We start from the raw sequence: 16,311 nt of genomic DNA, 5'->3' as shown, positions 1-16,311 counted from the left end.
ACGAGCCGAATGTATGCGAAAAACCGAATATAATGTGCCGCCGTAACGTAAACGAGCGAGCACCGTTATTCTCCCCAAATTACCCGGGAATGGGCTTGTTATTAGGAATAAGTGCACTATGGTTCGTTAAGCGGAACCTCACTACGAAGGTATGGATACTAGTATGAATAAGGATCATTCATTGCCGAACTTCTTATGTTATATGACAGCTTCCTCTGGCTCTAAAATTTTTGGAATGGTTACCGTAAATGTAGTGCCTTGCTCAGGAACACTTTCTACAGTGATCGCTCCGCCATGATTATGTACAATATTCTGCGTGATCATAAAGCCAAGACCTGTTCCTGTTTCTTTTGTCGTGTAAAATGGTTTACCAAGTGCTTTAATCTGTTCCTCTGTCATCCCGCAACCTTCATCTTGCACGCTGATTCGGGCTTCACTTTCATTTGTAAGCACATGAATATATATATTTCCTCCACTATTCATTGCTTCCATCGCATTTTTAAGTAAATTAATAAATACCTGTTTCAGCTGATAAGCCTCACCATGGATCCAAATGGAGTGATCTGTACAGACAGGGAGGATCTGAAGGTTTTTCAGTGCAGCTTGTCCATTCATTAGTGTGGTGACTTGTTCTAGTAAAGATAATAAATCCACAGGTTTACTGATATGAGTCGTTTGTGGCTTGGATAAGACCAGCAGCTCGTTGACGATAAATTCGATACGTTTCAATTCTGATTCGATGATGAAAAAATATTTATCGTTCATGCGCTCGGAAGAGCGAAGCAGCTTCATAAAGCCGTTAATGGCGGTAAGGGGATTTCTGATTTCATGCGCGATTCCAGCTGCTAATTGCCCTGCGGTAGATAATTTCTCGGATTGGATTAGCCTTTCTTCTTCCAACATTTGCTGAGAGACATCTTTAAATATTCCGATAAATGCCATGCTTCCATTGAAGATAATCGGTAGTGTGAATCCATCCACAAATTTCTGCTGACCATTTAAGCAATTAATTAAGTAGCAAACAGAGCCAATCGTGTCACCACTGTAATATCTTTCCCTTCGTTCTTGAAGGATTCCATGATTGGTAAGGTCTACAATATTAGTAGTGGATGTACCCACTAATTGATTCAGGCTCTCCGCATGGATTAACTGTAAGCCCGCTGAATTCACATACTGAATAATTCCTTTTACTGTAACAACAACGGTCAGAGGTAATCCCTCCAGGAGTTGCAGGAATGATTTATCTTTTTCTAATAGACTGCACTCCGCTTCTTGCAGCTGAGTTTCTATTTGCCTGATCAAGGTCTTGTTCTCAAATTGAGTGAAATAATATAGGGGTGCACCATTAGCATCCGAAACGATAGATATGGAGATCTCTATGGATAACTGCTGTCCGGTTGGCAAGTAGTAGGCCTGTTGGAATCGATGCGGATGGATGTTCATAGAGGAAAGAGACTTTCCAAGCTCAGCAATGTCATGGATCTGACTTAGAAGAGTTCGGACAGATGGTGAAGGTGTTATTAACTCGTTATGATCGCACCCCAACAGGTTACTTAGGGCTGAATTCCATTTTAGGAACGTTCCATCTAACGAAACTAGAGCCATTCCAATTACAGCATGAGTAAAAGCAAAATCAAAATTTTGGAATTCAATGGGCCGCACTACTGTTCACCTCTCATATTGTTTCCACTATCTGTAATAGTCATAGTATAAAACATATATTCTAGTAAAATATATAAATTTTTATGTAAACAAGAATCGTTTGAAATAGCTATGTGTTGTTAAGAAAATAAGGGTGCAGGAGTCAAACGACTTCAGGTAGAATGTAGGGATATGTTGTATTTTTAGAAAGTGGAGGGGTTGTACCGTGCAATCAATCGTTGGTGAAATCCGAGATATTAATCGTTATCCAGTCAAGTCATTTGCAGGTGAACGATTGGAAACCTGTGTGATAGAACCGTATGGAATGTTAGGGGATCGCTTCTGTGCCTTTTATGATGAGTCAAAAGAGGGCTGGTGGCGGTATTTTACGGCTAGAAATAATCCTAAAATGCTTACCTACCAAGCGCAATTTATCAATGGAGAAATTCATGTAAGGGCTTCGGATGGACGAACCTTTGGGTGGGATGAGCATTTATTGGAAGAAATCCAAAACCAAACTAAAACGCGAATTTCCATGTCTAGTATAAAAGCTTCACATCCACAGCCAGAGCACCCGCAACTGTTATCGGTGGATGGTGCCAGCATATTGCTCATTACGGATGCTAGTTTGAAGAAGCTAGAGGCTGCGTGGGGACATTCCTTAGATCAGCGCCGGTTTCGTGGGAACTTTGTTATAGCTCTAAGCGATGAATCTCTTTTCGAAGGGGATTGGATCGGGCGGCAGCTCTCCATAGGAGATGTTCAGCTACAGGTAGATAGTTTTTGTGAGCGATGTATGGTTATCACGATGGACCCGGATAGTCAGGAAAGAGACCCTAAATTATTGAAAAAACTAAACCAAGAGTTTGAACTACACTTCGGAGTTTACGCTTCTGTAGTTAAGACAGGGGAAATCAGAATCGGAGACAAAGTAGAATTAATGGAATAGATAAAGATATAAACGTTCCTTTACATTCCCATGTGGATAATTTACCCTTTAAAGGAATGGAAAATTCATAGCGGGAGGGAATGTATGAAGAAGAAAATAATATCCCTGTTGATGGTATCTTTACTTTTAGTAGTTTATCTTCCTACGAATGCATTAGCAGCAGATAGTAGCAAAACGCAAACATATGTGAACACTCAGAAGGTCGCGGCAGAGAAGGCAGCATTCTTAACGGAAAAGATAGGGACGACAAGTCTCCAATATGCTCTTATCGATGGCGATAATATCGTTATGAGCGGCACAGCTGGATACAGCCATGTGGAGAGCAAGACAGCACCAAGCACTACAACGATGTATGGAATTGGCTCGACGAGTAAAATGTATACGACCGCTTCTATTATGAAGCTCGTTGATCAAGGAAAGGTAGATTTGGATGCACCTGTCGTATCGTATCTGAATCATTTTACGATGGAAGATTCACGTTATAAGCAAATCACCGTACGAATGCTGCTGAATCATTCATCAGGTCTAGGGGGTTCGAACTTATCAAACTCTTTCTTATTCAATGATTCTGATTCTATCGCCAAAGATAACTTGCTAGCGACTTTGACAACTGAGCGTCTAAAGGCAGATCCAGGAGCCTACTCAGTATATTGTAATGATGGATTTACGCTGGCGGAGTTGATTGTTGAGAAAGTCAGTGGAATGGACTTCACCACATTCATCCATCAGAATTTTACAGGTCCTTTAGGGCTTGGGCATACGAAAACGCCAGTAGATTCTGTGGATTCTAGACAGCTGGCAAGTGTATATAATGCTACCTACCCTGCCGCCTTACCCCAAGAGACGATTAACGTGATTGGAACAGGGGGCATCTATTCTACGGCTGAAGATTTGGTGCGTTTTGCAACTATTTTCACTGGAGGATCGAAGGGGATTCTGTCAGAAAAATCAATAAAAGCGATGGAGCAAGAGGAGTACAAGCGTGGAATGTGGCCGAAAGGAAAAGATAATTCGTTTGCGTACGGATTGGGCTGGGACAGTGTGAATTTATATCCATTCAATCAGTACGAGATCAAAGCTCTGACAAAGGGAGGGGATACAACTCTGTATCATACTTCACTTGTCATATTGCCTGATCAGCAGATGGCAGCAGCTGTGGTATCTTCTGGTGGGGATAGCTCAACTGATCAGATGCTTGCTAACGAAATATTGCTCAGTGCGCTACAAGAAAAGGGTGTTATCAAGGAACTAAAACCTACACCTACATTTAAAGCTTCGAACAAAGAGGCTATGCCGCAGGAATTGCTGGATTATGCTGGTGTCTATGCTGATTCTACACAACTGATGAAGATAGAGATTACAAAAGCTGGGGATTTGAGTATATCTTCGATTATGGCACCTACATTTCCAGCTCAGAAATTTTCGTATAATACAAACGGTGAATTCTTAGATGCAGCGGGTGCTAATAAAGTTAGCTTTGTGAAGGAAAGCAATGGTCGCATCTACCTTTGGATTCAAGGGTACGGGGTCATTCCAGGGCTTGGTGAGACTGCTCTTTCTCAATATGCAGCTGAAAAGCTAGAGGCGAATGCTTTATCCAATGAGGTCTTGTCAGCTTGGCAGCATCGTCAAGGGAAATTGTATTTTGATGTCAGCGAGAAGTATAGCTCACAATTTTACATGAGTATGCCAGTAGCTGGAATTGCTATGTTCCCTGATGCACCGGGCTATATGGGCTCGAATAAAATAACCGGGCCGAATAAAGCTGAAATGACCGTGCAAATTCCAACTTTAGGTGGGCGCGATCTTGCGGATATTGTTTTTGAAAATAAAGAGGGTGTGGAGTATCTCAAGGTTGGAAACCAATTATTTATTACACAGGATGCGATTAAACCTATCTATGCCGGCCCGCAATCATTGGTAACCATTCAAGCAGATGGATATGCAAGATGGTATGAAATACCTGAGACAGCATCAGGCAAGTTGATGACAGTAGGGCTACCACCTAAAGGTTCCTTTGCTGTTTATGATGCGAATGGTGTGTGTGTAAATTTCTCTACTGTCAGTGGTCTTACGCAAGTTAAACTTCCGAGTAACGGGAAAATTGTATTTGTAAGCGATGTGGGTGCGAAGTTTGAATTGACAATCAAGTAGTAATAAACCATTCAATTCTATTTTATAAAAAAATCCTGTTATCCAGATCATTGATCTGGGTAACAGGATTTTTATTAGAAAATTCTATATTCCTCTATTTAAAATTCTTAGAAAACTCTTTTATTTTATCTACAAAAATCCCTTTGAGCTGATCAGTACCTTCTTTGGGAGCCTTAGCCCATCTTCTTATTTAGTAGCTCATCTTTATTTTTTTTGATAAAATCACGAATCGCTTTATATATCTTCTCGTCTCTTACTCCAGCACCTAAAATAATGCTATCAAATGCCTCAAGACTTGGCTTCTCTATTTCAATATTACAGATCTTACTCTGAGGGAGCTCGTCGGATAATACCTTTGCGCATTGCTCTGTTGCCCCTGATTTTGTAGCGTATAGAATAAGTACTGCCATTGTGGTCCCTCTTTTCAGTTTAAATTGTTCAGGTTTCAAACCACCCTCGTAAATTGAATATCTTGATAATCAAGATATTATCCATACTATCGAAAATGCAGATCTTTTGTCAAGTTAGCAACAAGTTCTCATGCGTTAATCAAACACCCTTATTATGGTATCATAGGAATAATTACGCTATCACGAACTACATCTTTTAAGAATCAAACGATAAAGAGGGGAGTGGAGATAAGTTGAGTATCATCGTAATGCTAGTCATCTATTTTTTGCTTGGAGTATTCGTGATTAAATTAGGCATCGATAACTCTAGAAGTACACAAATTTCAAAAGAAATATTAAATGAGTTAAGAGAAATCAAAGAATTAATGATAAGAAATAAATATGAATAAATTCTTAGGATGGGGGCAACAGGAATGATCATTCCATTTTTAATATTAATCCTTGCCTTTTCTGGTTATTTTCTTAGAATATGGATTGTTGGTCCGGATAAAGAAAAACTTTCTGACGACGGCAATGAGCTAAATATAAAAGGCAAATTAATAATCGGACTTATTGGATTAATTTCAGTAATTGTAATAATGATAGCTGATGGTGTACAGGGGACGGGAATGAAGTGGTTTTGGATTGTATTTATAATTATTGCCCTAGGATTTCAGTCATTTATTGATTGGAAATTTTTAAAGCATACGAAACAACATATCGTTTCACTGATTTTAGTAGTCGAAGGTGTGGTGTTAGTTTATTTCCTTTTCTAATCGTTTGAACCATAAAGCCTAACCTCCTGCCAACGTGCACAAGGGATTAGGCTTTTTTGCTTATTGTAGATAAACGATCCTTTTGATTTATTGATCACTTTTTCACATAAGAGGAGGGTTATAATCTACCCTAGTTTTAGTTATTATTCGCCTATCCGAATTCATTAATGGAGCTTTATACTTTTAACGCGTGGGTATGGGCTGGTATTTGCGGAGATTCTGCTTGTCTGTGCGGAAGTGTGGGGAATCAGCACCTCGACTAGCCGCGTGATTATGGGAGATCATTTTGCAACGGATGTATTATTTGGAGCATTTATTACAATTACTGGCATGCTGCTGTTCTGTAGGCTCTTTAAGGTTGATCTGTATCCTAATAGTTAGCCTAACGCTATCGCTCTGTTAAAAGATAAAAATGCCCCCTATTTCCGTTAAAATACGGACAGTGTAAAAGAATCAGCTTCAGTACAATGCAATTAAGAAAGCGCTAATAAAATGCGACGCGGGGGGATAGCAGTATGAATGAAAATCAAATGCCATGGAGAGAGCGAATTAGTTATGGGCTAGGGGATACTGCGTCAAATCTGATATTCCAGATGACAACACTTTACCTCATGTACTTCTATACGGATGTGTTTGGTCTGAACCCAGGTGCGGTAGCGGTGGTATTTCTTGTTGCACGGGTAATCGACGCGATTGTCGAGCCGTTCATTGGTGTCATGATTGACCGTACGCAAACAAAGTGGGGGAAATGCAGACCCTATTTTCTTTGGCTTGCTGTTCCTTTCAGCTTGACTGCAGTACTTATGTTTTTGACGCCGGATTTTGGTGATACGGGTAAACTTGTATACGCATACATTTCGTATACCGTGCTTGGTATTATGTATTCTGGTATTAATCTACCACTGTCTGCAATCCTGCCAAGTCTGACTAGTAATTCTAATGAACGTACAGTGATCAATACGGTTCGTATGATATTCGCCGTGATTGGAGTTGTTACAGTTAGTGCTGGAACGATGCCGCTTGTGAAAGCTTTTGGTGGCGGCGATCAAGCAAAGGGGTTTCTGGTCACCATGATCCTGTTCTCAAGCATTGCACTGCTGCTGTTTCTAAACATGTTTGCGAACACTAAAGAACGCGTAAAAGCCATTGATGAAAAACCGCTTCCGATGCGAGAAGGTGTTAAAGCGCTCAAAGGCAATGTACCTTGGTTGATCATGCTTCTGATGAGCTTGTTCCTGTGGATCACAACATCGATACAAGGACAGACCAGCATTTATTACATGACTTATTATATGAAAAAGCCTGAACTCATTCCTATCGTAAATTCGATGCAATTGTTGATGATATTTTCAATGGTGATCGCTCCTTTTGTAGTAAAGAAAATTGGGAAAAGGAACACCATTATTATGGGATCAGTGGTTTCTATCCTTGGCTACCTTATTGCAATTACTGGGGGGAACTCCCTTTCTGTTCCGGTGCTGTTGGCAGGGCTTCTTATAAGCGGGCTTGGCATGGGAGTTGGAGCAGGTCTGATTTTTGCAATGATGGCCGACACGGTTGATTATGGGGAGTGGAAATCAGGTGTTCGGGCACAAGGCCTACTTTATTCAGCTGCTAGTTTTGGGGTTAAGGTGGGGATGGGACTCGGTGGAGCACTTGGTGGAGTGATATTATCGATGGGTGGTTATGTAGCTAACTCCACGGCGCAGCCAGAATCAGCATTAGCTGCGATTTCATTTAACTATTTGTGGGCACCGATTATTGGCCAAATTATTATGATTACTTTGCTGTTGTTCTATCGTCTTGACAAGGATCAACCCGTTATGATGCGTGAGCTCGAGGAACGTCGCAATTCTTCTATCGCGAATGGCTGCTTAAACATATGAATTCCAATAAATAAATCGGAGAGAGTGAGGTTGGAGAAATGATTGATTTGAAGGCAAAGCCTTTTCATCTAGATGATGAAGGGATTAAATGGGTAGAACAAACCTTAGCCTCTCTGGATTTGGCAGGCAAGGTCGGGCAGTTATTTTGCCCGATCGGTTTCACCGATGATAAGGTGCAGCTGGCACTTTTGACACAAGGGATTAAGATTGGAGGGATTATGTTCCGTCCCGGTCCCGGCAAGATGGTGCAAGAAACACATCGCTACTTGCAGGATACATCAGATATTCCTCTTCTAATTGCTGCTAATCTTGAAGCAGGAGGTAATGGTTCTGCGGCAGAGGGTACTTTCTTCGGTAAGCAGCTGCAAGTGGCGGCAACGGATAACACCGAAATGGCTCGTAAACTTGGCATCATTGCCGCGCGGGAGGGTGGTGCTGTAGGCTGTAACTGGGCATTCGCACCCATTCTCGATATCGACTATAATTTTCGTAACCCGATAACCAACGTTAGAACATTTGGTTCTGATCCGCAGAGAGTAGCTCGCATGAGCAAGGCATATACCGAAGCGATTCAAGAACATGGCATGGCGGTATCTATTAAACACTTCCCTGGAGATGGCGTTGACGAAAGGGACCAGCATTTGTTGACCTCTATTAACTCACTTTCAGTGGAAGAGTGGGATGCTACCTTTGGGAAGGTATATACGGATTGTATAGAAGCTGGCGCACATACGGTCATGGTAGGGCACATCGCTCATCCTGCCTATTCCAGAGAATTACGTCCGGGAATTACAGATTTGGAAATTATGCCTGCAACGTTAGCTCCTGAGCTTTTAAATGATTTATTGCGTACCAAGCTCGGCTTTAATGGATTGATTACAACAGATGCTACACCAATGGCAGGATTCACAATGGCCATGAAGCGGGAGCTAGCGGTTCCGACATCCATAGCTGCGGGTTGTGATATGTTCCTCTTTAACAAGAGTTTAGAAGAAGACTTTGCCTATATGATGAAAGGAATTGAGACTGGCATTCTGACAGAGGAGCGCGTGAATGAAGCAGTGACTCGTATTCTTGCAGTGAAAGCTGCGTTGGGACTTCATAAGAAGAAACAACAAGGCACGCTCGTTCCAGGAAAAGAAGCCCTTGCCACCCTTGCTTGCGAAGAGCATGTGCGTTGGGCTCAGGAATGTGCAGATGAGTCAGTTACATTGGTGAAGGATACACAGGAGATGCTCCCAATCCGTCCTGAGAGTCACAAACGTCTACTGGTATTCACACTAGGGGGCGAGGAAGGTTTATTCGGAGGGGCAGATATTGCACCGTACTTCATTTCCAAGCTAAAAGAGGAAGGATTCGAGGTAATGCTCTTTAATAAGAGTGAAGTAGATTTCAGTACCATGTTTGGAGGTGTAAAAGCGTTAACGGATCATTATGATGCTGCGGTCTATATTTCAAATTTGGAAACCCATAGTAATCAAACCGTTGTACGGATTAATTGGGCACCTCCATTTGGGGCAGACATGCCATGGTTTATTCAAGAAATGCCAACAATCTTCATTTCTGTAGCGAATCCCTATCATTTGATCGACGTCCCGCGTATACCAACGTTTATTAATGCCTATTCACCAAGTAATTATGTGGTAGATGCTCTGATTGAGAAGCTTGTGGGGCGTTCCTCCTTTAAAGGAGTTAATCCTGTGGATCCGTTTTGTGGCTATTGGGATACACAACTATAATCAGAATTTATAGAGATCTGTAATAGTATCAAGCGATGGAATAGGATAGTTCTATTCAATCGCTTTTTTTATAATATAATAGGACAAAAGACATCTATTGAGAGAGTGAGAGGAGGGTGCTAGTTGCAAAGCTACACCTACGAAAATATTGAGATGGACGATCATCTTCCGGTCCACATGTTTTTGCACAGTACCCATCAGGTCCCGAATCATTGGCATGATAGCATTGAAATATTATTCGTGCTCAAGGGGAAACTTGAGCTTTTCACAAAAGACAGATTTAGAGAGTTAAATGAAGAAGATTTGTTCTTGATTAATGCTAATGAAATTCATGCGATTAAAGCAGAAGAGAATAATTTGGTGCTAGCGCTGCAAATTCCAGTTTCTTATTTAATTCTGATTGAACCTCAGATCGAAAGAATGTTATTCAATTGTAATTCTGCGGCTTCTAGCTATGAAGAACAATCTAAGTTTGATGAACTTCGTACATTGCTGGCTGAGATGATGCTTCTCCACAATAAGCGCCCACAAGGGTATCATTTACGGATACAGTCCTGTCTTCTTAATTTAACTTATTTACTCATGCAAGGATTTCGTGAACAGGATCAAAGTCCTGAGAAACAGGATGATAAGCATCGAGAACGGCTATTGCGAATTACCTCTTATGTCAAAGAGAACTACAATCGGGCAATTAACATCCAGCAATTGGCCCTTCAGGAGTATTTGACTGTTCCGTATTTGTCGCGTTTTTTCAAAGCGTATATGGGTACTTCCTTTACCAAATATGTGAATGCGGTGCGTTTGGATAAAGCTGTAAAAGATTTGACGCTTACCAATCTATCGATTACACAGTTCGCTCATGATCATGGGTTTCCCAATCTGAAATCCTTTAATGCGGTGTTTAAAGAGTTCTATCGACAGACACCTGGAGAATACCGGAGGACTATCTTGGACGGACGCAGTTCATTTCAGAAAAGCAGTGTGGCCCAGTTTAACTACTTTGACATGAATCCCACACAGGCGTTTGAGTCGCTATTCAAATATCTTCCTAACAAAAATTTGTCAGCTGCTTCCAATCTACCAGTGGCCCTTCCTATACATAAGCAGACCCATGAGATTTCGGTAAAGTCTAACCAAAGTAAGGAGCTTGCGCATACTTGGAAGAAGCTCATGACGGTGGGAAAGGCCAAAGAGGTATTGTTTGCAGAGGTACAAAGACATATCAAGCAAATGCAACAGGAGATTGGGTTTCAGTATATACGGTTTCACGGTATTTTTGATGATGAGATGATGATTTATGGCGAGAATGAGCGGGGAGAAGTAAGCCTGAACTTTGCTTATAGCGATTCATTATTTGATTTTTTACTGTGCTCCGGATTGAAACCGTTTTTAGAGCTTTCTTTTTTACCACGCCAGCTTGCGGGAGAGGAAGCTACTTCTGTTTTTTATAAAAAGAGCTTGGTGGGTAGTCCTAAGGACCTCGTGAAGTGGAATCAGATGATCCATCAGTTTATTACGCATTACATCCATAGATATGGCATTCATGAAGTGAGGCAGTGGTATTTCGAGGTGTGGAACGAACCGGAAATCCATATTTTTTGGCCAGATACTTATGAAGCTTACTGTGAGCTGTTCATTTCAACATTTCAAATCATCAAATCCATAGATCCTGAGCTATGTGTAGGGGGGCCAGGTGTTTTATCTTTTACGTTAATGCAGTCAGATTGGCTGACAAGGTTTATGAACGATGTGTGCAGACGAGGCGTAAAGCCTGATTTTATATCCTTTCACAGTTATCCGTATGATGAATCGTTAAGATCAACTCAAGTGATTCAGGTGGATTATGAAGAGAATCCGGATGTGTTGTTTCAGAAAATAGAGCTTTCAGCAGATACAGAATATTTATCGCGAGTCATTATTAAATTGAAGAAAAGCGTATCTGAAGCTATGGGAAGGGATGTTCCTGAACTGCATATGACAGAATGGAATGCCACAGGCTCTCACCGCGATTTAGTGAATGATACATGCTTTAAGGCAGCCTATATCGTGAAAAATGTTCTGGAAAATATGGATGGTCTCCATAGTTTTGGTTATTGGACGGCTACGGATTTGCTAGAGGAGTTCAAAATGTCGTCAGAAATGTTTCATGGAGGTCTGGGGCTGATGACGTATAACGGGATACCAAAGCCATCCTTCTATGCGTTTAAACTGCTTGCAAAATTAGGCCGCCAATTCATTCATCAAGGGAAAGGATATTACGTTACTAGCAGTGATATGGGGCTGCAGGTGTTGATGTATGCTTATGCGCATATCGATTCATTGTACCAAAAAGGTGATGCCTCGCTCATTAATCGCACGAATAGATACGATGTGTTCGAAGAAGTTGGAGATATAGAGTTGACGTTGGAGCTTACAGATATTCATCCAGGCTCGTATTCTATCAAAAGACATACAATAAACAGACAAAATGGAAGCGTTTTCGACCTGTGGGTACGAATGGGGGCGCCTCATCCTATTGATGCTGACACCCTTAATTATTTGAAGCAAGCGAGCTGCCCGCAACTGACCTTTGAACAAGTCGAAATAACGAGCACCTATTCATTAATTAGTAAATTGTCTCCACATGAGGTGCAGTTGGTGGAATTGATGCGCTTATGATGGGGGGATTTACAACTGGACAGAATCCAGAGTTTGTTAAACAAAGTTCCTCGGAGTACTGCGGTTGAAGCTTGGAGAGCTCTGTGAAATAGTAGCTGATCATATGATTACTACTTGCCGATCCATTCTGGAATGACAGTGATAAAAAAGTATGGACATGACTGTAATAGTACTTCGTTTCCCGTTTAGGTAGCCTGTATACATGTGGAGGCGCGTAGGTAACAACATCAAAGAGATTGGCATAACGGTAACTCTTGCGGACATATTGTTTAAAAGCATTAACGAAGTTCGGATCGCCTACACGTGGTGAGCCATAGGTGAACAGAATAGGTGAGATGTGCGAGGTGTTGGCCGCAAGATCAATAGCACATAAAGTGGCGAGTGCTCCGCCAAGACTGTGACCAGTAATGTATAAGGTCTTATCGGGAGATAACTTAGCGAGTGTAGAAATAATCCCATCGCGCGCTGATGAGTAGATATTCGTGAAACCCCGGTGGGTAAGGGTATCTTCTTTAATGTAATTGAATCTCTCTTGTGAGGCCATAACGTTTGACATCCAATCGGTTGTGGAGCTGGTTCCGCGGAAGGCAACGATAATCTCTTGTGGAGATTCCAAAATAAATCCAAAGCGTTCCCACACCTCGCTGATGGATCTTGCTTCAATCGTATCCACGATCTGATAATCTAATGGAACGACGAACGAACCGTCTTTATTTGAGAACTGCGCATAGGTCTGTCCGCAGATAGCAGCTAGAAAGATAGCCCTTTGCTCTTGATCATTTTTGGTACCCATGTGTATCCCGCCCTTCTTCCTAAACTATATTAGGGGGACGAGGGAGAGATTCCTATATCATGCGGGACCCTGTACTAATGTGAAAGGGCTAAATGGTACACCGTTGAATACTTACCTCAGATGATCTGTTATTAGGAGGTTTTACGATATGAATCTAACTTTAGTGTACGCTAATGATTAAATTACTTCGAAAGTCAAAAGTTCAGCGACGCTTAATGATTTCATTTCTGCTGCTTGCTATTATCCCACTATGTACCTTCGGCTTTCTGGCTTACCATAAATCGAATGAAGCAATCACCTCTAAGACAACTACCTTTGTTAATGATATATTACGCCTCTTAGGAAGCAAGATCGGAACAGAAGTGGCAAAATATGAGACTTTCGCTGATCAAATCATGTTGAATGGAGATATTCAGCAAGCCCTCCTCCGCTACAATAGATTGAGTGATCTTGATATTAGTAACATACATAAGAAGTTTGAAGACACTGTGTTAAGCGATAAATTTTGGTTGTTTGCTACAATCAAAACACTACAGATTCTAACTAATCATGGACAAGTTCTGTACGATTATGGATACGAAGAATTTACTACAGAGGATAAACAGCGAATATTTGCTCTGGCCAAACAGAATAAAAGTGCGGATATCTGGACCACAGCCCATACGACAGCTGGTGATAATATCCTTTCATTGGCTAGGAGGATTCCACTTTCATATGGATCAGGCGAAACTGTGGGGTTCGTCATTATGGGAATTGATGAGGAATTATTCTCACAGATTTTGTTTGGAAGCATTAATATGGGACAGGGTAGTGAACAAATCATTATGAATGATGCAGGAGAAATATTGACGAGCAACAATCACTTGTTTCATTCGGATCAAGATTTGGAAGCTAATCGTACTTTAAATCATTTGATTAATTCCCGTATGGAGACGGGGATAGTAACGCTGCGGGCGGAACCCTACTTTTTCTTAAATACACATAATGAGGTACTTCATTGGAATGTAATTAGTTTAATTCCACAAGCCTATTTGAATATGGGGTCTGTGGAGATTAGAAATGAAATGTTCTTCATTGCCGTCATATGTGTAGTTGTTTCATCCTTATTTGCAACCTTCATCTCTATTAGTATCTCCACACCCCTTAAGAAGTTAGTGAGTGGAATGAACCAGGTCATGCGAGGTGATTTAAAGGTAGAAATAAACGACAAGCATCCAGATGAAATCGGATATCTTTCAGGGAAATTTGAAGCCATGATCGAGGAAATCAAACTATTGATCGAGCGTGTGGAACAAGAACAGGCACAGAAGAGGGGGATTGAGCTGCAAATGTTGCAGGCACAAATTAATCCGCATTTTCTATTTAACACATTGAGTTCGTTAAAATGGACGGCGATGCTAAGTCAAGCGGATAGTGTAAGCAATGGTTTAGGTGCACTGGCTGAATTACTTCGAAGTACAATTGTTCAGAAGAATGAACGGATAACGCTAGGGGAAGAGCTTCGGAACATCAAGAACTATGTCGTTATTCAACAAATTAGATATGGGATGTCTTTACAGGTTGATGTGCAAATTCCTGAACAGTTATTAGATACTCAAGTGTTGAAATTTTTGCTTCAGCCCATTGTAGAGAATTCGATTATTCATGGACTAAGCGGTGAGAATATGGAACCTAGGATTACAATGACTGCTGAATTGAACGGAGTGGTGTTAAAGATTAAGTTAAGCGACAATGGGAAAGGGATGAGTGCTGAAAAGTTACAGGAGATATTACAGCTTAGAGATAATCATTCAGAGAATCGATTAGCAAATATCGGTATTGGAAATGTGCGGGAGAGAATCAAATTACATTATGGAGACCCCTATGGATTAGAGATTTGGAGTAAGCCTGATCAAGGCACGGATGTTATCATCACGATACCTTATATTTCTACACTTCAGGAGGACTCAGCTGATGCGGATACTAATTGTGGATGATGAGAAAATAGTGAGGATTGCACTCAGTACACTAATTAAATGGGATGAATATGGTTTTAAATTAATGGGTGCTGTTGCAGATGGATACAAAGCTCTTGAGGTCATAGAGACAGAACCGATCGATATCGTGATTATGGATCTAGTGATGCCTAACATGGATGGACTTGAATTAATTCGAACGCTCAACGAACGGAAATTCACTGGGAAGTTTGTGGTGCTTAGTAATTATGATGATTATGCTTACGTGAGGGAAGCCATGAAACTTGGAGCAGAAGATTATATGTTGAAGCTGACGCTTAAGCCAGATGAGCTGATTCTTCTGCTGACTAAGATCACGGAGCAGTTATTAACGGAACGAGAGCTTAAAGAACAGGATATTCATATGAAAATTAAGCTTAATGAAACGCAGCTTCAGCAACGGAACAGCATATGGAGAGAGCTTCTTTTAGATCAGGAGCAGGACATGGTTTATTTGATGCAAGAAACACAGAAGTACGGGATACCCTTCGATAGACTTGCTGGTAATCATATTATGATAAGAATCGATGATTATGTGGAGGCGCTAAGTAACGGTAAAATTAATAACAAGAGACTACTTAGCTTTTCTATAGCGAATGTTGTGAAAGAAACCGTGTCAGATCACTTTGCATTTGATTTCATAGAGATGGAGAGTCATCAGTATATTGTTATAGTTTATGAACAGAGCGGTTATTTTGAAGAACCCAGTTGGTTACTGTTAATGAATAACTTAGTGCAGATGCTTAAGCTTTATTTGAATTTAAGTGTCAGCATTACATTAAGTGATGCATTTGTAGGTTTGAAGCAGTTGAGAGAACGATACACTTTGTGTCTGCGAGCATCAACTTACAACTTTTATACAGGGCCTGCATCTGTCTTAGTTGCTGGGCATTCAAAGTTAACCCAGTCACTACACTCCATTAACTATGTGGAATGGCTGGATCAAGTCAAAGCAGCAGTTGAAGTAGGGAATACAACGCTAGTATTGGAGAACATAAGCATATTATTTAATGAGGCAAAACAAATCAAATGGGACCCGTCAGCCTTAAAATTTCACCTTTTGGGTTTATTATCTGACCTAGACAACATGATCTTAAAATGGAACACACAAGTACTACCGTCCACTGAACAAAATAGGGTAGGGGCAACCACACTCTTAGAGAGTTTTGAGAGTGATATTTCACAATCTGAGTCTATGGAAGGGCTTATTCTAACTATTGAGCAAGCGATGCAGGAAGCCATTAATCTATTGTATCAAGTTAAAAGCAATATTTATCGCAAAGAAGTATTTCGAATCACGGATTATGTGGGTGGTTTTTCTGATAACTATTT

Annotated in this window: 12 protein-coding genes; 9 read left to right on the top strand and 3 right to left on the bottom strand. The window is 40.9% G+C overall.

Features of this window, described 5'->3' with window-relative positions; all coding sequences use genetic code 11:
* Positions 1-198 precede the first annotated feature (198 nt).
* On the bottom strand, positions 199-1,662 hold the full coding sequence (locus tag CA598_RS28530; RefSeq protein ID WP_256990692.1) for an ATP-binding protein: 1,464 nt from the start codon (positions 1,660-1,662) through the stop codon (positions 199-201).
* Positions 1,663-1,867: 205 nt separating this feature from the next.
* Here CA598_RS28530 and CA598_RS28525 point away from each other — a divergent pair, with 205 nt between their 5' ends.
* Positions 1,868-2,590, top strand: a complete 723-nt coding sequence (locus CA598_RS28525; RefSeq protein WP_094878663.1) for an MOSC domain-containing protein — start codon at positions 1,868-1,870, stop codon at positions 2,588-2,590.
* An 84-nt stretch (positions 2,591-2,674) separates the two neighbouring features.
* Complete coding sequence (locus CA598_RS28520) at positions 2,675-4,744, top strand: serine hydrolase domain-containing protein (protein WP_094878662.1); 2,070 nt, start codon at positions 2,675-2,677, stop codon at positions 4,742-4,744.
* Between the two features lie 173 nt (positions 4,745-4,917).
* Here CA598_RS28520 and CA598_RS28515 read toward each other — a convergent pair whose 3' ends face one another.
* Entirely contained in the window at positions 4,918-5,154 is a 237-nt protein-coding gene (locus tag CA598_RS28515; protein ID WP_256990691.1) for a flavodoxin domain-containing protein, read from the bottom strand.
* Between the two features lie 413 nt (positions 5,155-5,567).
* On the opposite strand from CA598_RS28515, the gene CA598_RS28510 reads away from it, so the two are divergent.
* From CA598_RS28510 to CA598_RS28495, 5 genes are all read left to right on the top strand, one after another.
* On the top strand, positions 5,568-5,909 hold the full coding sequence (locus CA598_RS28510; RefSeq protein WP_179281539.1) for a DUF4181 domain-containing protein: 342 nt from the start codon (positions 5,568-5,570) through the stop codon (positions 5,907-5,909).
* 177 nt (positions 5,910-6,086) lie between these two features.
* Positions 6,087-6,290 carry a phosphatase PAP2 family protein gene (locus CA598_RS33520; protein ID WP_143812466.1) on the top strand — a complete coding sequence of 68 codons (204 nt, stop codon included), beginning with the start codon at positions 6,087-6,089 and terminating at the stop codon, positions 6,288-6,290.
* A 134-nt stretch (positions 6,291-6,424) separates the two neighbouring features.
* On the top strand, positions 6,425-7,795 hold the full coding sequence (locus CA598_RS28505; protein WP_094869259.1) for an MFS transporter: 1,371 nt from the start codon (positions 6,425-6,427) through the stop codon (positions 7,793-7,795).
* Positions 7,796-7,833: 38 nt separating this feature from the next.
* On the top strand, positions 7,834-9,534 hold the full coding sequence (locus CA598_RS28500; protein WP_094878661.1) for a glycoside hydrolase family 3 protein: 1,701 nt from the start codon (positions 7,834-7,836) through the stop codon (positions 9,532-9,534).
* A gap of 123 nt (positions 9,535-9,657) precedes the next feature.
* Entirely contained in the window at positions 9,658-12,192 is a 2,535-nt protein-coding gene (locus tag CA598_RS28495) for a GH39 family glycosyl hydrolase (RefSeq protein ID WP_094878660.1), read from the top strand.
* On the opposite strand, the gene CA598_RS28490 is transcribed toward CA598_RS28495, so the two are convergent.
* Entirely contained in the window at positions 12,140-12,985 is an 846-nt protein-coding gene (locus CA598_RS28490) for a lipase family protein (protein WP_094878659.1), read from the bottom strand. The genes CA598_RS28495 and CA598_RS28490 overlap by 53 nt on opposite strands.
* Positions 12,986-13,158: 173 nt before the next feature.
* Between CA598_RS28490 and CA598_RS28485 the strand changes: the two genes are divergently transcribed.
* Entirely contained in the window at positions 13,159-14,961 is a 1,803-nt protein-coding gene (locus CA598_RS28485; RefSeq protein ID WP_094878658.1) for a cache domain-containing sensor histidine kinase, read from the top strand.
* A partial coding sequence (locus CA598_RS28480) for a response regulator (RefSeq protein ID WP_179283786.1) occupies positions 14,939-16,311 on the top strand: 1,373 nt, incomplete at its 3' end. The genes CA598_RS28485 and CA598_RS28480, both read left to right, overlap by 23 nt.

Origin of the sequence: Paenibacillus sp. VTT E-133291 (assembly GCF_002264395.1) — a bacterium.
In the GTDB taxonomy this organism is placed as follows: domain Bacteria; phylum Bacillota; class Bacilli; order Paenibacillales; family Paenibacillaceae; genus Paenibacillus_AQ; species Paenibacillus_AQ nitricinens.
Note: the sequence above shows the minus strand (reverse complement) of the source record. Positions and strands in the feature narration are given on the sequence as shown.

Coding starts and splice junctions, on each gene's coding strand:
- CA598_RS28500 (WP_094878661.1), top strand. CDS start 7,834: ATGATTGATTTGAAGGCAAAGCCTTTTCATCTAGATGATGAAGGGATT.
- CA598_RS28505 (WP_094869259.1), top strand. CDS start 6,425: ATGAATGAAAATCAAATGCCATGGAGAGAGCGAATTAGTTATGGGCTA.
- CA598_RS28510 (WP_179281539.1), top strand. CDS start 5,568: ATGATCATTCCATTTTTAATATTAATCCTTGCCTTTTCTGGTTATTTT.
- CA598_RS28485 (WP_094878658.1), top strand. CDS start 13,159: ATGATTAAATTACTTCGAAAGTCAAAAGTTCAGCGACGCTTAATGATT.
- CA598_RS28520 (WP_094878662.1), top strand. CDS start 2,675: ATGAAGAAGAAAATAATATCCCTGTTGATGGTATCTTTACTTTTAGTA.
- CA598_RS28515 (WP_256990691.1), bottom strand. CDS start 5,154: ATGGCAGTACTTATTCTATACGCTACAAAATCAGGGGCAACAGAGCAA.
- CA598_RS28490 (WP_094878659.1), bottom strand. CDS start 12,985: ATGGGTACCAAAAATGATCAAGAGCAAAGGGCTATCTTTCTAGCTGCT.